This is a genomic window from Akkermansia muciniphila, assembly GCF_900184965.1.
In the GTDB taxonomy this organism is placed as follows: Bacteria; Verrucomicrobiota; Verrucomicrobiia; order Verrucomicrobiales; family Akkermansiaceae; genus Akkermansia; species Akkermansia muciniphila_A.
The window spans coordinates 20,000-42,050 of the sequence record NZ_FXYA01000215.1 but is presented as its reverse complement, the minus strand read 5'-3'; the positions used below and the strand labels follow the sequence as shown (position 1 = coordinate 42,050).

Here is a 22,051-nt window from a genome sequence, read left to right as displayed (position 1 = left end):
TTGGATTAACTGTCCTTACGTTTCAGCTGCGGGAAGAGCAACACGTCGCGGATGGAGGAAGCCCCCGTCAGCATCATGACGACGCGGTCGATACCGATGCCGATGCCGCCTGCGGAGGGCATTCCGTATTCCAGCGTTTCAATGAAATCATAGTCCACACGCTGGGTCTCTCCGGCAGCCTGGTGTTCCAAGCGTTCCTTTTGCACGTCAGGATCGTTCAATTCCGAATAGCCGGGGGAAATTTCCTGCCCGTTGATCACCAGTTCATAAACGTCCACCACATCCGGATTTTCCCGGTTCAGTTTGGCGAGGGGGACCAGATCCTTGGCCACGTGGGTAACGAAGCAGGGGTTCATGGTCTTTTCCTCCACCAGTTTTTCATAAACCTGCTGGGAAACGTCCACATCTTTCATATCCGGGCTGATTTCCACTCCCAGCTCTTCACAGCGGGCGCGACGCGCTTCGGGGGAAATGTCAAACCAGTCTTCTCCCGCCACGCCGCGGATCAGGTCCTGATAGTCGGCGCGTTTCCAGGGACGGGTGAGGTCGATGGTGTAAAGCACGTTGCCCTCCGCGTCCTTGTGGTCAATCTGAAGGCCCCCGCAGAATTTTTCCGCCAGATGGCAGATGAGTTCCTCCACCATATTCGCCATGGTTTCAAAATCGCCGCAGGCGCAATAGGCTTCCAGCATGGTGAATTCCGGGTTGTGGCGGCGGTCAATGCCTTCATTACGGAAACTGCGGTTGAGTTCGAAAATTTTGGTGAAGCCGCCCACCATCAGACGCTTGAGGAAAAGCTCCGGGGCAATGCGCAATGTCAACGGCATATCCAGCGCGTTATGGTACGTTTCAAACGGCTTGGCGGCGGCGCCACCGGCCACATCCTGAAGCATGGGGGTCTCCACTTCCAGATACCCGCGTTCCTGGAGAAAGCGGCGGATTTCCGCAATCATGAGGGAGCGCGTAACGAACAGGGTGGCGCTTTCCTCATTGGAAATAAGGTCCAGGTGGCGCTTGCGGTAGGTGACCTCCTTGTCCGCCAATCCGTGCCATTTGTCCGGCAGGGGACGGAGGCTTTTGGAAAGAATGGTCAGTCCGGATACCTTCACGGTAGGTTCTCCGGTACGGGTCAGGAACGTGGTTCCCTTAATGCCGACCCAGTCCCCGCGATCCAGGAGCTTCCAAAGCTTCCAGGTAGTTTCATCCACCTCATTCTTATGCAGGAACCCCTGGATTTTCCCCCGTACGTCCCCAATGACGAAAAACTGGGACTTGCCCATGTCGCGAATAGCCAGAAGGCGGCCGGCGACGGCTACCTGTTTGTCTTCCTGGAAATCGGCTTTCAACCCGGCGGGAGTGGTGGTCACGTCAAATCTTGCGCCATAGGGATCAATTCCCAGCTCGCGGATTTTGGCGAGCTTGTCGCGGCGCACGGCAATAAGTTCGGATTCCGTCGTGGTCGGATGTGCCTGCTGTTGTTCGGACATAGTGCGGGGATTCTAAAGGCTTGCTTCCGTTTTGGCTAGCGCATTGTCAGGCAGAGGAGCATTTTTGGCAGCCGGGGTTGATCCGGAACACGCCCCGGCCTTCCCGCCGCTCTTGCAAAAAGCCCGGACAGAACCACATAAAACACGATATTCAAAGGAATTGAAAAGAAACTGGTCTTATTATTAAAAAATGACCCGCAAAACCCCACATACGCATAATTGCTTTTACCTTTGGCATCAGACATGTTATAAATATCCTCGTTAAGACGCACCTTATTTATCAATCTTATAACTATCCGTGCAGACTTATGAGTGATCAGACAACCGTAACTTACAGCACGATTGACGCTAACGAAGCCGTAGCCTCCGTAGCCTATCGTTTTTCTGAAGTCATTGCCATTTACCCCATTACACCATCTTCTCCGATGGGCGAATCAGCTGAAAGCTGGGCCGCCGTCAACAAGAAGAACCTGTGGGGCACCGTTCCCTCCGTGGTGGAAATGCAGAGTGAAGGCGGCGCGGCAGGCACCGTTCACGGCGCCCTCCAGACCGGAGCGCTGGCAACCACGTTCACCGCATCCCAGGGGCTCCTGCTGATGATCCCGAACATGTTCAAAATCGCAGGGGAACTGACTCCCGCCGTGTTCCACGTGGCCGCCCGCTCCCTGGCCTACCAGGCCCTCTCCATCTTCGGCGACCACAGTGACGTGATGAGCGCCCGTTCCTGCGGATGGGCCATGCTGTGCGGCTCCTCCACCCAGGAAGCGGCGGACTTCGCCGTCATTTCCCACGCCGCCACGTTGGAATCCCGCATTCCTTTCATCAACTTCTTTGACGGTTTCCGCACGTCCCACGAAATCGGCAAGATTGCAAACATCACGGACGACACCCTGAACGGCATGATCAAGCAGGAATGGCTGGATTCCTTCCGGGAACGGGCTCTGACTCCCGATGCTCCCGTCCTGCGCGGCACTGCCCAAAACCCGGACGTTTACTTCCAGGGACGTGAAACGGTCAACCGTTTCTATGAAGCCACCCCGGCCATTGTCCAGAACGCCATGGACAGGTTCGCGGAACTTACCGGCCGTTCCTACCATCTGGTGGACTACACCGGCGCTCCGGACGCCGAACGCGTCATTATCCTGATGGGATCCGGCGCTGAAGCCGTGGAAGAAACGGTAGAAGCCATGATGACCCGGGAAAACGCCAAAGTGGGCGTGCTGAAGGTGCGCCTGTTCCGTCCCTTCCCCGCCACCGAACTTGTCAAGGCGCTTCCCGCTACGGTCAGGAAAATTGCCGTACTGGACCGCACCAAGGAACCCGGCTCCCAGGGAGAACCGCTCCACCAGGACATCATCCAGGCCCTCTTCGACGCCCAGGCCAACGGCACGCTGCCCTTCACCGACGGCATGCCCAAGGTGGTAGGCGGACGCTATGGCCTCTCCTCCAAGGAATTCACCCCCGCCATGGTCAAGGGCGTCTATGACAACCTGGCTCTGGACACTCCCAAGAACCATTTCACCATCGGCATCAACGACGACGTGCTGGGAACCAGCCTTCCGTATGATGAAGATTATTCCACGGAAGCGGACGACGTGACGCGGGCCATGTTCTTCGGCCTCGGGTCCGACGGCACCGTGGGCGCCAACAAGGACGCTATCAAGATCATCGGCCAGCATACGGACCTGTATGTGCAGGGCTACTTCGTATACGACTCCAAGAAATCAGGCTCCTCCACCATTTCCCACCTGCGCTTCGGCCCCCGTCCGATCAAGTCCACATACCTGATCACCAAGGCAAACTTCCTGGCTCTGCACCAGCCCTCCCTGCTGGATCTGTTCGATTTTCTGAAGAATGCCGCCAACGGCGCCACTTTCCTGATGAACAGCCCGCATCCTGCGGACAAGCTTTGGGACACGCTGCCCGCCCGCATGCAGCAGCAGATTCTGGACAAGAACATCAAGCTCTACACGATTGACGCCTTTGCCGTAGCGCGTAAGACAGGCATGGGCGGCCGCATCAACATGATCATGCAGACCTGCTTCTTCAAGCTGGCCAGCGTGATTCCCGCGGATGAAGCTATCGGCTACATCAAAAAGGCCATTGCCAAAACCTACGCCAAGAAGGGGCAGGATGTTGTTGACAAAAACATTGCCGCCGTGGACGCCACGCTGGAAAATCTGCATCAGGTGGACACAACCGGCAAGACTGTCAACGGACACGCCATTCCGTCCGCCATGTCCCCGGACGCTCCGGACTACGTCCAAAACATCCTCGGCAAGATGATGTGCGGCGAAGGCGACAGCATCCCGGTCAGCCAAATGCCTGTGGACGGCACGTTCCCGAACGGCACGTCCCAGTACGAAAAGCGCAATCTGGCCCTGGACCTGCCGGAATGGGATCCGACCCTTTGCATCCAGTGCGGCAAGTGCACCGCCGTTTGTCCGCACGCGGTCATCCGCAGCAAATTCTTCTCTCCTGACGCCCTTGCGAACGCTCCGGAAAGGTTTGAATGCCTGGATGCCAAGCATCCGGACTGGAAGGGAGAAAAATTCGTCATTCAGATTTCCCCGAACGACTGTACGGGCTGTACGCTCTGCGCGGACGTCTGCCCCGCCAAGAGCAAGACGGACCCGACGCACAAGGCCCTGACCATGGTTCCGGCCGGGAAGATTCACGACAAGGAAGAAGCCAACTGGAACTTCTTCCTGAGCCTTCCGGACGTGGACCGCACCAAGGTAAAGACGGATAACATCCGCTCCATGCAGGTGCTGCGCCCGCTGTTCGAATTCTCCGGCGCCTGCGCCGGCTGCGGTGAAACTCCGTATGTAAAAATGCTCTCTCAGCTCTTCGGCAACCGCCTGGTGGTAGCCAACGCTACGGGCTGCTCCTCCATCTACGGCGGCAACCTGCCCACCACCCCGTGGTCCCATGACTCCGAAGGACGCGGCCCCGCCTGGGCCAACTCCCTGTTTGAAGATAACGCCGAATTCGGTCTTGGCTTCCGCGTCTCCCTGGACAAGCAGATGGAACACGCCATTGAGCTTCTTCATGAAGCCGCCGGCGTCGTGGGCCAGGAACTGGTGGACCGGATACTGTCCAATCCGCAGAAGGATGAGGCGGACATCGCCCAACAGCGTGAAAACATTGAAGAACTCAAGAAGAAAATCGCCGGCAAGCCGGAATGCGCTCGTCTCCTGACCCTTGCGGACAAACTCGTCCGCAAGAGCGTGTGGATTCTGGGCGGCGACGGCTGGGCCTACGACATCGGCTACGGCGGCCTGGACCACATCCTGGCCAGCGGACGGAATGTGAAGGTGCTGGTCATGGATACGGAAGTATACTCCAATACCGGCGGCCAGTGCTCCAAATCCACCCCGCGCGCCGCAGTAGCCAAATTCGCCACGACCGGCAAGCCCGGCGTGAAGAAGGATCTGGGGCTCATGGCCATGACTTACGGCAACGTGTACGTGGCCTCCGTCGCCCTCGGCGCCAAGGACGAACACACGCTGAAAGCCTTTGTGGAAGCGGAAGCCTATGACGGCCCGGCTCTCATCATCGCCTACTCCCACTGCATCTCCCACGGCATCAATATGGCCAAGGGCCTGCAGCAACAGAAGGCATGGGTGGATTCCGGCCGGGTTCTGCTCTACCGCTATAATCCGGACCTGACCCGCCAGGGCAAGAATCCGCTGATTGTGGAAGGCAAGGGCCCGAAGGGCGATCTGCGTGATGTGCTGCTCAGCGAAAACCGCTTCAAGCTTCTGGCGAAGACCAATAAGGAAGGATTTGAAAAACTCCTTGAAGAAGCCCAGAAGGATGTCTGGCACCGCTGGAACCTGTACCAGAGCATTGCCGGCATGGGTGCCGACAAGCCCGCAGAATAAGGCAAAGGCCGCTTAACTTCAACGCCCCTGTCCGGTGTATCCGGCAGGGGCGTTTTTTACTGCCGGATATTTCATGGGAAACAAACCATGAATATTTGGGAGGGGCCGTTTTTCCACCATGAAGCCGTGCAAGCAGGCTTTCCGAGCCAGAGCCGCCTTCCCTGAAAACCGGAATTCAGTCTTTCCACCCCTGCAACACAGAATAAGAACGCCCTATTATAGGGCTCCATTTCCGAACGGAGGTTCTAAAGGCTTCCATACAGCCGCAGCCTCCGCTGCCGACATGCCCAGGGCAAAGGCGAGCACTTCATGCGGCCAGGGAAATACCGGTTCCCTCGCGCCCTCCCACCAGAAAAGCGCGGCCCTTCTTTCCTGCGGGCCGCGCCAGCGGAGAAACCGGAAAAAGGAGTTAAAGCAGGAATGCTTCTTCAAGATTCCCGGAAATGGTGCACACCGGAGAAAGAGCATACCATTCCGGATGCCGTATCCGGAAAGTGGACCACATCGGGCGTCAGGCGGGTGCCCACATCCAGATAGACCAGCTTCTCCGTTGCGGATCCGTTGCGGATAACATGCGCTCCCTCCGGACTGGCGGGGAATGCAATCGCATCCCCTTCTTTCAAACTTATTTCACCCTCAGGAGTACGCACAACGGCATGGCCCCTGATGATATAAAATACCTCTTCATTCACTTCATGGTAATGATAGCCATAGGCGTACGCCCCCGGCTCCACTTCCACGAAACTGGCCGCACATTTTCCGGCATCCGCTTCCTGAATGACGGGTTTTACCGCAAAGGAATTGCCGTCCCGGCTGATAACCTGAGGCTCCGCCTCCCTGTAATTGGCTGTGATGATCTTGTTCATGACATTATCTGTTGATGCTTGCCGTAACGGCAGGCGCTTATTAAAATAGGCGGCAACATTCTTTCTGTAAAGTAGGCAGAAAATAGTGCCCTAGGTTCCTGAAAGAAACCATATCTTAAAATAAATGACTTATCATATTTCATCATGTCCTGTTGAAACGACTCTCCAACTGATTTCCTCCCGCTGGAAAGTGCTCATCCTCCGTGATCTGCTCCAAGGCACCCGGCGGTTTGGAGAGCTCCGCAAGTCCGTTGGTCCTGTGACGCAGAAGGTCCTGACCGCGAACCTGCGTTCCATGGAAAAGGATGGTCTCCTTACGCGAAAGGTGTACGCTGAGGTGCCTCCGCGCGTGGAGTACACTCTTACGGAACTGGGACGCAGCCTGCGCCCCATCCTGGCCTCCATGGAGGAATGGGGATCTCAATATCAAAGAAGAAACCGCTGATTCTCCCTGTCCGGCGTCTGAACCAAGCTCCCGGAAAGAGATGGAAATGCAGCGGTTTCTTTTTCCTCCGCGGAAAAGTCAGCGGGAAATTTCCGCCGTTTTACGGATGATTTCACGGGCTTTCCGCACATCATCCTCATGGGAATTCCCACGGCTTTTTTCCACGGTAAAGAGCCTGGAAAGCTCTTCATCCATGCGGGCTACAGCGGCTTTCGCCTTAGGATTTTTCGCGGCCCGGGCGCGCAGGATATTGACCTTTTCAAATTCTTCCAGGCCATCCCGCAGTTTTTCAAACCGCAGGGAACTGAGATTGCCGGGATAAACCAGGTAGCAGTCTCCCGCGGGCCAGTTCCCAAAATCCGTTTTTTCAAACGGATTGCGGTTCCAGGAATTATAAGCCCATCTCAAAAAGCCGTCCAGATGATTGGCGGCCGCAAAGAGGGGAAGCCATTCCGCCTCCGCCAGCGGGGAAATAGTGAAGGTGTTAGGCTTTTTGGGATGAACACAGACGTAGAACGTCGTCTTTTTCCCTTCCTTCTTGCGCTGCGCCAGCAAATCGCCCGTGACTGTGCCTGCATGGTCAATAACGGGAGAGACGTCATAAACGTCCCGGGTCATGGCCGTAGGCCGGTTGACGGCGGAAACGATTTTGAATTCCGGGGCATACTTGTCCAGCACGTTCTTGGCCGCTTTGACCATTGCGTCCGGCCGTTCATCCAGTCCGATGCAGGTTTTGTCCAGCCATCCTTTGCTCTTGACGTGTTTGCGGAAATCCGTCAGGAAAGGCCCCCAGATAGCTTCGTAAGAGGAATCATTCGGTTTAAGGTCCAGAAACTTGTACTTTCCGGTCGCCTCATCCAGATAACGGATTTTCATGTTCCAGGGAATCATGGTGTAGCAGGATATCTGCCCCTTAACGCCCACCTCGTTCATCATGAAGGAAACCCACTTGTCAAAATTGGCGTAATTCCAGCGCATGGTTCCGTTTTTGCCTCTGACCCATTCAATCATGGGCGGGAACCAGTCATAAGTCTGGGCATTCCAGGCTTCATCAATCAGGGAGCATGTAATGGCCTTCTGCCCGGCGTCCGCCAGCCTCTTCATCACCGGTTTCATCAGCGCGAAATGCTCCGGAGAGCACGGTTCCACATCATGCCAGCGGGCCACGGCCTGCGGATGCTGCCACAAGTCCAGATGAACTTGCCAATGAGCGGGAGCGGGCAGGGATTCCGGCGCCACCTCCAGAATTACCGGCACGCTGACGGGAGAGCCGCTTTCAGCGGAAACCACTATTTTTCCTTTGTACACGCCGGGTTTGGCAGACGGGGGTATATTGACTTCCACCCACACCGGACGCACGCCTCCGGCCTGCAGATCGCAGCTGTTTTCGCTGCCGATGATATCTGAAATCAGCCTGTTGCCGCCCCTGGTGTAGCGTATCATGGACGTCCGGACAGGGATAACCTGTCCGGCAGCGTTTTTTACCCCGGCGCAGGAGGCCGATAACTGGGGCTGCGCCCGGGAAGACCAGACGGCAATCTGCCCGCCGGCGCGTTCGCCTCTCCAGCCGGAGAGACGCACGGCATCCTGAAGCATTTCCTGCCCGGGAGCGCCGTTGTAAGGAATACGGTCATAATCCTTCACCGCTGCAGCTTGCAGGCTCAGGGCGGCATCGGGGCCGTACCCTTTGATTTCCACCAGGTGCCCCCCCTTATCATTGCCGGCGCTATTGTCTAAAAAAGTGATTTTAACGTAACGGACCGTCTGCGGATTGAATTTGAAGGGAACGCCTTCCGAAGTGGCGGCAATGCTGTTGGAAGACTGATCCGCCAACATGTTCCAATTCTTCCCGTCTTCGGATCCTTCTATTTTATATTTGTAAATGCGCCCTCCCTCCCAATAGGGCCATACATGCAGGGCGGAAAGCGTGCGGGGTTTTCCCATATCTATTTGAAGCCAGACGGGAATGCCCTCGCAACCCCAGTATTTGCCGGCGTTATTCGCCTGCCCGTCCACGGCCAGTTCCGGACGGTCACTGCCGTAATGACCGGAAGCGGTTACTTTGGCTCCGGCAAATAAATTACCCGCATCGCTTGGGGTTCCTGCGGAAACCAGGGCGGGTTCATACAGGGGATGCCTCTCTAGGGACTGGGCCTGGACAAAAGACGTTAAGGCAATGGCGGAGCATAGAGGGAAAAAAAGACGGCGCATACTTTATATATACGCCGGAATTCCCTTTTCTTTCAAAAGAAAAATCGTTGCCGCTATTCCGCCAGAGGACGTACGGGTATCCCTTTGGAAGCAAAGTAAGCCTTGGCTTCCGGCACCGTATATTCCCCGAAGTGGAAAATGGAAGCCGCCAGCACGGCATCCGCCTTTCCTTCCACCAGCACATCCACCATGTGGTCCAAATTACCCGCTCCCCCGCTGGCGATTACCGGAATGCGCACCGCACTGCTTACGGCGCGGGTCAACTCAATATCATAACCTGTTTTGGCCCCGTCCGCGTCCATGCTGGTCAATAAGATTTCCCCGGCCCCGCGGCGTTCCGCCTCCACGGCCCATTCCACGGCATCCAACCCCACGAACTTCCTTCCCCCATGGGTGGAAACGCCCCACTTGCCGGAAGTCTGGCGTTTGGCGTCAATAGCGACGACGATGCACTGGCTCCCGAAAGCCGCCGCACCTTCATTAATCAATTCCGGCCGATTGATAGCCGCCGTATTCAGGGAGACCTTGTCCGCACCCGCCAGAAGCATTTCGCGCATATCCTTCACGGAACGGATGCCGCCGCCCACCGTCAGCGGCATAAAACAGCATGCCGCCGTGCGGCGCACAACGTCCGCCATGGTGGCACGGCCATCGGAAGAAGCGGTAATATCCAGAAAAACAAGTTCGTCCGCCTGCTGGGCATCATACGCCCTGGCGCATTCTACCGGATCCCCGGCATCCCTCAGATTGATGAAATTGGTCCCCTTGACGACCCTGCCGTTCGTTACGTCCAGACACGGAATAATTCTTTTAGCCAGCACGGCCCTATCAAGCCATCACGGCCGCTAAAGGAAAAGCCTAAAATACGGCTTGCCGCGGGATGCCTTTTGATAAAAAATCTCTCCTTTTTGATCTGATGCCCTTTTCGGCAGCCCTGCCGCTCGTATACGCCAATAAGAAAAATTGATTGAAATTTATCAATGCCATTAACCCATTTTCCAGCGGCCCTGCCCCGCCGTGAAACAACGCAACGCGGCATCCGCCCCTTCTCGCCCGCATGTATAAAACGGCCTAAGAGCTTTTCTTCCCATGCCCAGGTGGTAAACTCCGCATCAGGCATCTCCATCCATGACTACCACACGCTCGGGATTCACCAAACTTGCAGCCGTCTGTATTGCCATTCTTCTGGGGGCGGTGGTCTGGGAGCTGGGATGGCCCCTGACGCGGACGGAATATGAATGGTCACGCCTGATTGCAGCCGTCGCCACGCTGGGCCACCTGACGGGCATTCTGGGATCCTATTTCCGGAAGGAAATCAACCGCCCTTCCCTGAGGCTCCTGATTTTCCAAATCGCCAGCTGCCTCATGATTTTTCTCCTGATTGCCAGGGAACAACAGGAAGCGGGATACATGAGGTTCACGGAACTTTCCCGCCTGGTGATTACGGCCGGGCTGATTGCCATTCCCACGCTGATGTCCCTGACCAGGATTTTTGAATGGCTGGTGGGCAAGCAAAAGAGAGGCCGGCCTCTCATGGCCCCCGCCATGCAGTTTGTAGCCTCCCTGGGTGTGGTCATCCTGGCAGGCGCCGGATTGCTTCTGCTGCCTAATTCCACATATCCGGGTATTACGCTCAGTTTTACGGATGTCCTGTTCACCAGCACCAGCGCAGTATGCGTCACCGGTCTGAACACCGTAGATTTTGCCCATACTTTCACTCCGCTGGGGGAACTGTTCACGCTTGCCCTTATCCAGATTGGCGGATTCGGCATCATGACGTTCGCCTACTTCGTAGCCATGGTGGCGGGCCAGGGTTTTTCCCTGAGGGACCGCGTGCTGCTGACGGATCTGCTTGATGAAGACAATCTGGGGGCCGTCGTCTCCTTTATCACCACTATTGTGGTCAGCACGTTGTTCATTGAACTGTGCGGTGCCGTCCTTCTTTATTTCTCCTGGGAAGGGAAGGACATCAACCTGATGGGGGAACCTTTGTGGTGGCATTCCCTGTTCCACTCCGTTTCCGCCTTCTGCAATGCAGGTTTTTCAACTTTCCCGATGAATTTGATGGAACCGGGCATCCGCCTGTGCCACAGCGGGCAGGCGGTTATCATGGCGCTGATCATATGCGGCGGCCTGGGATTCGGCATTTACAAGGAAATTAATTCACGCCTGGCGAACCGCTTCTTTTCCAAACACCGCCGCCTGCACATGCAGTGGACCCCTTATTTCAAGCTGGTGATGATTTCCACGGGGATTCTTCTGGCGGGAGGCGCCCTGGCTATCTTTGCCGTTTCCTCTCCCCATGCCGCGGAACCGTTGTGGGAACACCTCTGGATTTGTCTTTTCGACAGCGTTACGGCCCGCACGGCGGGATTCAACATCAGCGATTACAGCCGCTATCTGCCCGCGGCCAGCCTCATTATGTGCGGTCTGATGGTGGTGGGAGGCAGCCCCGGCGGGACGGCAGGCGGCATGAGAACCACTACCTGCGCCATTGCAGGCGCGGAAATACTGCGCATCCTCCGCGGCAGGGATCATGTGGAATTTTTCCGCCGCCGCATCGACCAGCGCACCGTAGCGCGCTGCGTGATTACCGTAGTAGTCTCCTGCGCCTGGATCGGCTGCTTTACCGTCCTGATTTGCGCCCTGGAGCCCTCCATGAGCTCGCTGGATATCTTCTTTGAAAACTGCAGCGCTTTTGCTACGGTAGGCGTGTCGCGGGGCATCACCCCAGATTTAAGCGATCCTTCCAAATATCTTCTTATCATCAACATGCTCGCCGGTCGCGTGGGGCTCTTCGCTTTTCTCATTGCGCTGGCCGGCGCCCCCACTCCGCGGCATTACCGCTATCCATCCGTCAAAATCCCGTTAACCTGAATATACCATTATGAGATACACCGTTATCGGCCTGGGCCAGTTTGGACAGGAACTCTGCACAGAACTTTCCGCCCGCAATATTGAAGTAGTGGCTGTCGCCTCCACGGATGAAGAATTGGAGCAAATCAAGGATCTGGTGACCTATGCCGTGGTGACGGATTACACTAATCCGGCCGCTTTGCGTGAATTGGAACTGGACGACCAGTCCGCCGTCATCGTCGCCATCGGGGACAGTTTTGAAGAAAATCTCCTCGTCGTCACGCACCTTCAGAAAATGGGCGTCCGCTATATTTACGCCCGCGTCATGAGTCCGGTGCACGAACATATTTTAAGCCAGATGAACGTGTATGCGCTCATCAACCTGTCCCGCGTGGCTTCCAAGCAGCTTGCCAGCCAGCTGGAATCCCCGGAATTCCTGCGCGTGTCCCCCATGGATGAAAACCACAGCATCGTGGAAATAGCCGTGCCGCGCATCTGGGTGGGCAAGCTCCTGCGGGATGTGGGCCTGCGCACGGAACACCACCTCAACCTGCTCACCATCCGCCGCGGGGAAGCCCAGACTCCGCAGGGCCGCCGGGAAATCCTGTCCATCCCGCGCATTCCCGTCATCGGCACTCCTTCCCCGGATCTCATTTTTGAAGACCACGACATTCTGGTCCTGTTCGGCAAGGAAACAAACCTGATTGAATTCGCCCAATTATCCAAGGGATTGTAAACCATTCTCCGCAAGTAAACTGGGGGGGTACTCCTCCCCATTTCAGAAAAACGGCCAAGCTGCCTTACCAGTCAGCCGCCAGTCTGTTTTACTGGTTTGATAACGCCTCAAAAGAAGCTATCAGACGTTTTTCAGAGACGCGGCCTTTGACGGAAATGGCGGGAGCGAAAATGGCCAGGCGGTATTCTTCCAGCAAATAACCGTATTGCATCCAGCGCAGGTCTCCGGCATGTTTCTCCAAAACCTGACGCCAGGGAAAATAGACGCGTTCAAAGAGGTCCAAGCGTTCCAGCTCCTTGGCAAGGGGTTGCTGGCCGATGCGCCTGATGCGCTCCGCAATTCCCTGCATGTACCGTTTCAGGTCCGGCAAGCGTTCCGCTCCATGCGCCCACAGGAAACGGGGGCGCAATAACCAGTCAAGCTGGCGCCGAAGGTCAGTCGTGATGCGCTCCGTATGGCGCACGCCCTTTTGCAACGCCATAAAGTCTCTGACGGCATGTTCCGTACCTGCCACCAGTTCCCATATATCCGCCACGTTATGCGCCGCGTCAAAAAGGTTTTGTCGCAGATTCATTTCCGCAGCAGCGAATTGTTCCGCCGTGCGCGGCAAAGGACGGCCCATAGCTGTCTCCGCAGCAACGTCCACGAGGTCTTCCGCATTGGTAGACGGTTCCCGTCCGAGCATCTGGAGAGAGAGCTTTCCTTCCATCTTCAACGGAAATTTTTTGCGGAGATGGTTAAGCTGGTCCGTCTGGCGCAGGCGCATGAAACGCAGGCATCCTTCCCGGTGGGATTCCGCAGCGCGCAGTTCATCCTCAAAAACACGGACGCCCACGGATGCGCCTTCATCCACCAGAGCCACATAACCCGGCCTTCCCGCCACATCCACCGTGTATTCCAAATCTCCGCAGAGCCATTCCCTCATGCCGGTTACGGACATGATATCCTCCGCTGTTTTCTGGAACCGGCGGGAAAGCTTTTTACCCAGGCGGTTATTCAGTTCCGCAACATCCGTGCCCATGGCAAGCTCCTCTCCTTCATCATCGCACACCCATATTTTCGTAACCAGCTCCGCAGGAAGACGGTTCATATCAAAAAAGGAGGGCGCGCAAAATTTTCCCGTTTCCACTTCCACAAATTCCGCCAGTTTCCCTGCCAGCGGTCCATCCGGTTCCAGGCCATGCCTCAGTTCCGCAAAGTAGGCTGCCTTTTGGCTGATGGGCTGGAGAAAGACGCGCAAATCCTTGGGAAGAGTGCGCAGCAGACATTCCGCCCGCTGGGCCAGATGGCCCGGAACCCCCCACTCCGGCAACCATTCGGGAATATCCGGCAACTGGTCGATATGAACGCCCAGGGTCACGCCGTCATCTTCCGCGCCGGGATCGTTCTGGTAATACACGACGTATTCCGCGCCGTTACAGGTGATTTCATCCGGAAAACCATCCAGCAGATCTTTCCCCCAGAATTCGTACATGGCTTCCTGCGGCGGAACATGCAGAGCTTCCGGGTTTTTCTTTTCCACACCGGCGGCCCATCGCAAAAAGGCCCTGGCCGTACAGCAGTCCGACGGAACAAGCCTGTTAAAGAATTCAAAAACTCCTTCCTCGCACCAGACTTGGTCCGGGCGGCGCAATTTCAGTTCTATCTGCCGAACTTCCTCCCGGAGCGTTTCCAAATGCCTGATACAGGCGGGTTTCGCACGGAAACCGCCGCCCAACAGCCCTTCGCGTATCATGATTTCCCGCGCATGGACGGGATTGATACGGCCATAGTGCACACGCCTGTTATCAATGATGCGCAAGCCGCCGCACACGACGCGTTCCACGGCGTAAACGGCGCCCTGTTCCCTGTCCCACCGCGCTCCGGAATAGTGTGATTCGCACAGATGGGGCGCTACCTGTTCCACCCATTCCGGTTCCAAAATGGAGGCGCGGCGCATCCACAGGCGCGTGGTGTCCACCAGCTCCACGCCCATGACCCACTCACTCCTTTTTTTACGGCGGAACAGAGCAGAACCGGGAAAAATGCCGAAGGAACGCCCTCCGGCGCCGCGATATTCCCGGTTGTCCGCATCCCAAAGGCCGAACTGGCGCGGAACGCCCGCCAGAATGCTCCGGTGAATCATGGCAAAGGAAGCCTGCCGCTCCGCTTCCTCTTCCAAAGGGGAAATCTTGCATTTCAGGGTTTCCCTGACCAGCCTGGAAAGGTCTTCCCATAAATTGAACCATTCCATCATGCGGTTGAAATTGAGGAAATTTTTCCCGCACCATTTCCGAAGCTGGTTTTTGCGCCAGCGCTTTCCCTCCCGGAATTGCCATGCAGCCTTCCACAACTTGAGCAGGGACAGGAAGTCGCTGTCTTCTTCCTTCCACTGAGCATGGGCCTGGTCCGCTTTCTGAACGGCATCCGCAGGGCGTTCGCGGGGATCCATGACGCCCAGGCCGGCTACAATGACCAGCATTTCCGGCAGGGCCTGTTCATGCTGCGCTTCCAGCAGCATGCGGGCCAGCCGCGGGTCAATGGGCAACCGCGCCAGCTTCCTGCCTACAGGCGTGAGCTGCCGGGCTTTGTCCAGGGCGCCGATCTCCCGCAAGGCGCGGTAACCTTCCGTCACCAGTTTGCATGAAGGAGGATCCGGAAGAGGAAACTCCGGCATTTCCGGCAACCCCAGGTCTTTCATCCGGAGAAGCGCTCCGGCCAGTGCGCTGCGCCTGATTTCCGGATCCGTAAATTCCGGCCTGTCTTCCCAGTCCTTCTCACTGTACAGGCGGATGCACACGCCTTCGCATACACGGCCGCAACGGCCGGCGCGCTGGCGTGCGCTGGCCCTGGAGACGGGTTCTATCTGAAGCCGCTGCACTTGGCGCGCCGGGCTATAGCGGCTGACGCGCGCCAGGCCGGAGTCAATCACGTAAATGATGCCGGGGATTGTCAGGGACGTTTCCGCCACATTCGTAGCCAGCACGATGCGGCGGTATCCCCGCTCCGGATGAAAAATCCTCTGCTGGTCCGCCAGGCCCAGCCTGGCGAACAGAGGCAGAATGCGCGTATTTCTCAAATTCCGGCCTTCCAGTTTTTCCGCCACTTCACGTATTTCCCGTTCTCCGGGAAGGAAGACAAGCACATCCCCGCGATCGTCCAGAGTATCCAGCCAATCCACGGCACGCGCCACATGAGCCGGGAGTTCCTCATCGTCATGCAGCGGCGGCAGATAGTGGACATCCACCGGATAAGTACGGCCTTCTACCTGAATAATAGGCGCGCCTCCGAAGAATTCGGAAAACCCTCCGGCATCCAGCGTCGCGGAACTGATGACCAGCCGCAAGTCCCTCCGCCTGCCCAGCAAAAGCCGCAGATACCCGAGCAGAAAATCAATGTTGAGGCTGCGTTCATGCGCCTCATCCAAAATCAGGGTATGATATTGGTGCAGATCCGGATCATGCTGCGTTTCCGCCAGAAGAATCCCATCCGTCATGAACTTCAGGCGCGTATCCGGCCCGGTTTTTTCCTCAAAGCGCACCTGGTAACCCACCAGACCTCCCAGGTCGCAGTTTAATTCTTCCGCCACTCGGCGGGAAACGGAAGCAGCAGCCAGTCTTCTGGGCTGGGTGCACCCTACTCTGCCCCGCGCCTCCCCGGCAAGCTCCATGGCCATTTTGGGAAGCTGGGTAGTCTTACCGGAGCCCGTCTCCCCCACTACGACAATGACCTGATGCTCCCGCATCGCCGCCAGAATGTCATTCCGGCGGCGGGAAATGGGGAGATCCGGATAAGTAATGTTCATGATAAAGAGAAGAAAAAACCCTGCAAGAACGTCCTGCAGGGTTGAAGAAGAAAGCCTGAAGGTTCTTTTACTGACAGGGTTTGGGGAGGGCGATGCGACCGCTCCGGGTCAGCATCTGCACATCATAATGCTCAATGAGGGACAGGAAACGGTCTATCTTGTGCTCGCCACCTGTCACTTCAATGGTCAGGGCCTCCCGCGTGACATCCACAATGTGGGCGTCCAGTATCTGGCAGAACTCAATGACTTCATGCCGCGTGGCGGAATCCACGCCTATGCGGGTCAGTACCGTTTCCCGGTACACATTGTCCGTATTGCGGAAATCTACTACTTCCACCGTGTTGACCAGTTTTTCCAGATGTTTGATAATCTGGTCCAGAACATCCTCCTTTTCGCGTACGACGATGGTCATCCGTGAAAAGCGCGGGTCCTGGCTAGGGGCAACGTTCAACGAATGAATATTGTAGCCCCGTCCACTAAACAAACCGGCAATGCGGGCAAGCACGCCGAATTTGTTTTCAACAAGTACGGAGATAGTATGACGAGTCATAATTTAATTTCTTAAAGGTGATGCATTGTAAGCGCTTTTGACTGCCAGTCAAGCCTGCGGACGGCGATGCCGGAAAACGTTTTCCCGAACGGAGATTCCGGCGGGAACCGCTCAGGCCGGATCAAAGCTCGTGCGGTATAATGGCGTTGCCTTCTGTCGCCTCAGGGATGCGGGGAAGCAATGTTTTTTCAGAAACAGGGCGCGCATCCACTTTCACATTGAATTGCTGCCCGTCGCGGGAAACGGTCAGCAACGCCGGCCCTTCCCTAAGGGCTTTGACCAAAGCTTCCTTGGTGCTGACACTCTGGTGATTTACGGCAAAGACCATATCGCCGGCCTGCAATATCTGCCCTACGGATTTCTTCGGATTTACCTGAATGACCAGCAGTCCCCGGGCGCCGATAGACTGCTCCTCCGCAGTCAGTTCACGCAAATGCATTCCCACTCCTTCCATGAAGTCTTCCCAAGGAGAAGGAACATTCTTTAAAATACTGTCTCCCACCTTCAGGGTGACGTTCATCTTTTGCCCCTTGCGCCAGATTTTCAGCCGGAACTTGTCGCCGATGGAAAGATTTTCAATGCGCTCCTTCACTTCCTCATCCGTCTGGATGGGAACTTCGTTGAAACTCAGTATTACGTCACCCGTTTGAAGACCTGCCTGCTCCGCCGGAGAGCCATGATTCACGATGTTGATGACCGCGCCTCCAGCCTCATGGTAATTCAGGAAGCTGCGAAGCGGAGGAGTATTGCGCACAATGTCCAGTCCCAGATACCCTTTCATGGGTCGTCCATGCTTGCAAATCTGCTCAAAGCTGTGCATCACCAGATTGGAGGGAATGGCAAACCCAATGCCGGCGTAATTTTTCTCCACGTTGGGAAGCACCGATTTGTTGATGCCGATGACTTCCCCGCGGATGTTGATGAGGGGGCCGCCTGAATTCCCCGGAAAGATGCTGGCGTCCGTCTGGATCAAGTTAATGCCGGAATCCACCAACTTGCGTTCACGGGAGCTGATAATGCCTCGGGAAACCGTCGTGCCCAGCCCATAGGGATTGCCGCATGCCAGGACAATCATGCCGGGCGCAATTTCATCACTGTTGCCGAACGGAAGGGGGGTAAAGGTCATCGGGTTTTCCACCTGCAACACGGCAATGTCCAGTTCCGGGTCCACTCCCACCAGACGTACGGAAACGCTTTTCCCATTACTCAGCGTAACGCGCAGAGCATGCTTGTTCTGAATGACATGATAAGCGGTAATAATATGTCCTTCTTCAGTAACAATGACGCCGGAACCCAAACCATGAACCGTCAGCCTTTTTTCAATCATGGAATCACCGTCCTCGGAAGGCTGTGGAACGCTTGTCACGCCTGTAGTATCTATGCTGACCAATACCCGTTCCACCAACCGGGCAACGCGTGAATATTCCTCATTGAGCTGGTGCAAAACAGGAATATCCTCCTTCTTCAGTTCAGGCTGCTGGGCCAGGGTAAACACCTCCGACCGGAAGGAAACATTTTTCTCCGTAACACGGCTGTTCCATCTCCAATAGGCAACGGAGACCACGGTCATCATAACCGTCATCATGATGACAAGTAAAGCCCGTGTCCATATGGTCGATCTCATGGAAATGCCCTGCCGTAATAACGATCAAACGATTTGCGGCTTGATCACAAGGGGATGCCTGAAAACGGAGCCCGTCAAGCTTCAGCCGCTTTTTGACATTCCGATTCCATTGATACTATTTAAGCCTTTTCTCTTCAAATGAAAAAACCTGCAAATGACAAATACGCCTTTCAACAAACCGTACTTTATGATATCATGCGGTTACGGTTTTATGGGTTCCAGCGCTTTACAACAACAAGCCATTCATCTCGTCTTCGGCACGGATGAAGGAATGGTGCGTGAAAAGGCTTCCGGCATTTTTGCCGCTCTGACGGAAGGCACGAACGAATTTTCCCATGAAATTCTGGAAGCGGCCTGCGGTGATTCCGATGAAGCGGCTCAGGTGGTACGCCAGGTTACGGAAGCTCTGCGGACCCTCCCATTTTTTCCGGGACGCAAAGTAGTCTGGATGAAGAACTGCAATTTTCTGGGAGACTCCGTCACGGGACGTTCCTCCACTACGGAAGCGGCTCTGGACTCCTTCAGGCAATTGCTAGAAAGCGGCCTGGGGCCGGACGTCCTGCTGCTTATTTCCGCCTCCGAATTTGACAAGCGCCGTTCCTTCAACAAATTCCTGCTTCAATCCGCCGTGTCGGAAGAATTGAACAAGCCGGACATCACCAAAGCAGGATGGGAAGGCAGTTTAATGCCCCTCATTAATAAGGAAACGGCAGCGCGAGGTATGAATTTCGATTCCGCTGCCCTGGAACTGTTCATTCACCGCGTCAGCGAATCCTCCCGCCAAATCATTTCTGAAATTGAAAAACTGGATCTTTATCTGGGAGCGGGCAGACGCACCGTAATGCCGGAGGATGTAGAGCGCATGGTTCCGCTGACGCGCACAGGCGTTATTTTTGAAATTTCCCGGGCTCTGGAAAACAAGAAAAGCGACGCGGCTATCTCTCTGATTGACTTTCAACTGGAACGCGGTGAAAACGCCATCACCATCATGCGCGCCGCATTCATCCCTACTCTAAGGAATCTGCTGGCCGCCAGACTTTTATGTGACGCATTCAACCTGAAGCCCACCAATTTCAAGGAATTTACGGCCCGCATTTCTTCTCTGCCCTCTTATGCAGCCGCGTTAATTCCCCTGAAAAAAGACGGCTCTCCCAATGCTTACCCGCTTTTTCTGGCGGCGCAGAACGCTTCCAAATTCAAGACGGAACGGCTGAAGCAAACTTTGAAAGAATGCATGAAAGCAGATAAAGCCCTAGTGTCCTCCTCTCTTGATCCCCGCCTGATTCTGCATCGTCTTGCCATCTGTTCCGCATCCTGATGAACTCCTCCTCTTCTTCCGTTTTCCCCCTGTTTGACGTTCTCGTCGTCGGCGCCGGGCACGCAGGTATTGAGGCGGCGCTGGCAGCATCCCGTCTGGGGTGTTCCGTCGCCGTCCTGACCCATAACCTGGATACCATTGGGCAAATGTCCTGCAACCCGGCTATCGGGGGACTTGCTAAAGGGCATATCGTCCGGGAAATAGACGCCCTGGGCGGAGCCATGGGATTGAACACGGATGCCACCGCCATTCAATTCCGGATGCTTAACGCCTCCAAGGGGCCCAGCGTGCGCGCTCCCCGCGCCCAGTGCGATAAAACAGCCTACCGCACAAGAATGAAAATGGTTCTGGAAACCGCCCCGGGCATACGCCTGTTTCAGGGAGATGTGGTCAGATTGCTCGTCAACGGGGAACAACAGGTAACGGGAGTTGTTACTTCTCTGGACTGCGCCATTCATGCCCGCAGCGTGATTATCTGCTCCGGGACATTCATGAAGGGATTGCTTCATGTAGGCCTTCAGCACATAACAGGCGGCCGAATGGGTTGCGCTTCTTCCAGCCTTTCCGCCGATCTTGCCATGCTGGGTTTTCAGGTGGAACGGCTTAAAACGGGAACTTCTCCCCGCGTCAATGGAAAGTCCATTGACTTTTCCGTCTGCGAAATGCAGCCTGGAGATACTCCGGAAGCCCTGTTCAGTTACCGTTCCCGCGATATACTGAAACGTGATTCCGAACCTTTTTGCACTTTGAACACATGGGGAGATGAAAATTTCCGGATGAAGCAAATGCCCTGCTGGATCACCTACACCAACCAGGCGACGCACGACATTATCCGGAAAAATTTAAAATTCAGCCCTCTTTACAGCGGTATCATTGAAGGCGTAGGCCCCCGGTATTGTCCCTCCATAGAAGATAAAATCGTGCGCTTTGCGGAAAAAACGAACCATCAGGTATTCCTGGAACCGGAAGGCCGCAGTACGGAGGAATTCTACCTTAACGGAGTTTCCACTTCCCTGCCCTACTCTGCTCAGTGCGATTTCATTCATACCATTCCCGGTTTGGAAAACGCGCAGCTGATCCGTCCGGGATATGCGGTGGAATATGACTTCTGTCCTCCTACGCAATTGCATCCCACACTGGAAACAAAACTGGTGGAAAACCTGTATTTTGCAGGTCAAATCAACGGCACATCCGGCTATGAAGAAGCCGCGGCGCAAGGTTTGATGGCGGGAGCGAACGCCGCCCTGAAAACCCTGGGCAAACCTTCTCTGGTGCTGCGCCGTGATCAGGCTTACATCGGCGTCATGATAGATGACCTCGTTACCAAGGGAACCGATGAACCTTACCGCATGTTCACCAGCCGGGCAGAATTCCGCCTGCTGCTGCGCCAGGATAACGCAGACCTTCGGTTGGCCCCTCTGGCTTTTGAAACGGGCCTTATTACCCGTGAAACGGCCCAAAAAGCGGAAGACAGGAAAAACGCCATTGATGAAGGAATAACAAAAGCAGCCGCCCTCAAACACGAAGGGGTTTCTCTCTCCACATGGCTTAAAAGGCCCGGCAACGACTGGACCCTATTGCCTGAAGAACTGAAAAAAATGTTCCACGTGGAACATTTGGATGCCATTGCCACGGATATACAGTACGAAGGACATATTGAAAGGCAGAAAAAACAGGCGGAAAAAATCATACGGATGGAAAATAAAACTATTCCCGCCGATATTGATTACGAACATGTCCACGCCTTAAAAAAAGAGGCTGTCATCAAGCTGGGCAATATACGTCCCGCAACTATCGGACAGGCCTCCCGCATTCCCGGAATTACCCCGGCAGATATTGCCCTGTTGCTCGTGCATCTGCAAAAACGCAGCAGGCAGCAAACATAATATCCTGTGCCTCTTTCATTCAGAAATTTAATCTGAGAGATATGCGGAGCCTGGATGATGGGAAAAACATGACAGAAGCTTCCCTGATCCGTATATGATCCCATTGTATCGCCCTGTCGTTATTGCGCGGAATTGATAAAAGAGATTCAATCCTGTTCCCTGAATTCTTTTTGTGCGACAGCAGATCCTTTTTCTCTCTGAGTAATCATCATTCCTCTGCCTGTTGCAAAAAGAAATGGAATTATCCCTTGAGTATTATTGAATACCGGTCTCTCTAATTGATCAATTTATCCATTACAAATCATTGACATACTGTCGATAACAAAAAAACAGCATGAGAAGATCACTCCAAGAAGTAAGGGGAGCAAAAAGGACTGAATAGTAAAATCTACCCGGAAATG

15 protein-coding genes are annotated in these 22,051 nt (G+C 55.3%); 6 read left to right on the top strand and 9 right to left on the bottom strand.

Features of this window, described 5'->3' with window-relative positions; translation table 11 throughout:
- Positions 1-5: 5 nt before the first annotated feature.
- Together lysS and CI070_RS13665 are read right to left on the bottom strand one after the other, a co-directional pair.
- Positions 6-1,487 (bottom strand): lysine--tRNA ligase, encoded by a 1,482-nt coding sequence (gene lysS / locus CI070_RS11025; protein ID WP_094136669.1) that lies wholly within the window; start codon positions 1,485-1,487, stop codon positions 6-8.
- Between the two features lie 35 nt (positions 1,488-1,522).
- A complete protein-coding gene (locus tag CI070_RS13665) occupies positions 1,523-1,732 on the bottom strand; it encodes a hypothetical protein (protein ID WP_094136668.1) in 210 nt (69 codons plus the stop codon).
- 63 nt (positions 1,733-1,795) lie between these two features.
- Here CI070_RS13665 and nifJ point away from each other — a divergent pair, with 63 nt between their 5' ends.
- Positions 1,796-5,374 (top strand): pyruvate:ferredoxin (flavodoxin) oxidoreductase, encoded by a 3,579-nt coding sequence (gene nifJ / locus CI070_RS11015; protein ID WP_094136667.1) that lies wholly within the window; start codon positions 1,796-1,798, stop codon positions 5,372-5,374.
- Between the two features lie 428 nt (positions 5,375-5,802).
- Here the strand turns inward: nifJ and CI070_RS11005 are convergent, their stop codons facing one another.
- The gene (locus CI070_RS11005; RefSeq protein ID WP_094136665.1) at positions 5,803-6,240 is read right to left on the bottom strand and encodes a cupin domain-containing protein; all 438 of its coding nucleotides are present in this window, start codon (positions 6,238-6,240) and stop codon (positions 5,803-5,805) included.
- 124 nt (positions 6,241-6,364) lie between these two features.
- On the opposite strand from CI070_RS11005, the gene CI070_RS11000 reads away from it, so the two are divergent.
- Complete coding sequence (locus tag CI070_RS11000) at positions 6,365-6,685, top strand: winged helix-turn-helix transcriptional regulator (protein ID WP_094136664.1); 321 nt, start codon at positions 6,365-6,367, stop codon at positions 6,683-6,685.
- Positions 6,686-6,763: 78 nt separating this feature from the next.
- Here the strand turns inward: CI070_RS11000 and CI070_RS10995 are convergent, their stop codons facing one another.
- From CI070_RS10995 to CI070_RS13220, 3 genes are read right to left on the bottom strand one after another with little or no spacing between them, the layout of a single operon-like run.
- Positions 6,764-8,896 carry a glycoside hydrolase domain-containing protein gene (locus CI070_RS10995; protein ID WP_094136663.1) on the bottom strand — a complete coding sequence of 711 codons (2,133 nt, stop codon included), beginning with the start codon at positions 8,894-8,896 and terminating at the stop codon, positions 6,764-6,766.
- Between the two features lie 53 nt (positions 8,897-8,949).
- The gene (hisF, locus tag CI070_RS10990; RefSeq protein ID WP_094136662.1) at positions 8,950-9,717 is read right to left on the bottom strand and encodes an imidazole glycerol phosphate synthase subunit HisF; all 768 of its coding nucleotides are present in this window, start codon (positions 9,715-9,717) and stop codon (positions 8,950-8,952) included.
- Complete coding sequence (locus CI070_RS13220) at positions 9,681-10,022, bottom strand: hypothetical protein (protein ID WP_143245652.1); 342 nt, start codon at positions 10,020-10,022, stop codon at positions 9,681-9,683. The genes hisF and CI070_RS13220 overlap by 37 nt, the downstream gene beginning before the upstream one ends.
- A gap of 2 nt (positions 10,023-10,024) precedes the next feature.
- On the opposite strand from CI070_RS13220, the gene CI070_RS10985 reads away from it, so the two are divergent.
- Both CI070_RS10985 and CI070_RS10980 read left to right on the top strand, forming a co-directional pair.
- Complete coding sequence (locus CI070_RS10985) at positions 10,025-11,773, top strand: TrkH family potassium uptake protein (protein WP_094136661.1); 1,749 nt, start codon at positions 10,025-10,027, stop codon at positions 11,771-11,773.
- A 10-nt stretch (positions 11,774-11,783) separates the two neighbouring features.
- Positions 11,784-12,488, top strand: a complete 705-nt coding sequence (locus CI070_RS10980; protein WP_094136660.1) for a potassium channel family protein — start codon at positions 11,784-11,786, stop codon at positions 12,486-12,488.
- A gap of 88 nt (positions 12,489-12,576) precedes the next feature.
- Here CI070_RS10980 and hrpA read toward each other — a convergent pair whose 3' ends face one another.
- From hrpA to CI070_RS10965, 3 genes are all read right to left on the bottom strand, one after another.
- The gene (gene hrpA, locus CI070_RS10975) at positions 12,577-16,272 is read right to left on the bottom strand and encodes an ATP-dependent RNA helicase HrpA (RefSeq protein WP_094136659.1); all 3,696 of its coding nucleotides are present in this window, start codon (positions 16,270-16,272) and stop codon (positions 12,577-12,579) included.
- 67 nt (positions 16,273-16,339) lie between these two features.
- Entirely contained in the window at positions 16,340-16,822 is a 483-nt protein-coding gene (gene ilvN / locus CI070_RS10970) for an acetolactate synthase small subunit (RefSeq protein WP_094136658.1), read from the bottom strand.
- Between the two features lie 121 nt (positions 16,823-16,943).
- Entirely contained in the window at positions 16,944-18,407 is a 1,464-nt protein-coding gene (locus CI070_RS10965; RefSeq protein ID WP_179219375.1) for a trypsin-like peptidase domain-containing protein, read from the bottom strand.
- Positions 18,408-18,633: 226 nt separating this feature from the next.
- On the opposite strand from CI070_RS10965, the gene holA reads away from it, so the two are divergent.
- Together holA and mnmG are read left to right on the top strand one after the other, a co-directional pair.
- Positions 18,634-19,764: a DNA polymerase III subunit delta gene (holA, locus tag CI070_RS10960; RefSeq protein WP_218824898.1), complete on the top strand. Its 1,131-nt coding sequence runs from the start codon at positions 18,634-18,636 to the stop codon at positions 19,762-19,764.
- Entirely contained in the window at positions 19,764-21,650 is a 1,887-nt protein-coding gene (gene mnmG, locus CI070_RS10955) for a tRNA uridine-5-carboxymethylaminomethyl(34) synthesis enzyme MnmG (RefSeq protein WP_094136655.1), read from the top strand. Before holA ends, mnmG begins: the two co-directional genes overlap by 1 nt.
- Positions 21,651-22,051 lie beyond the last annotated feature (401 nt).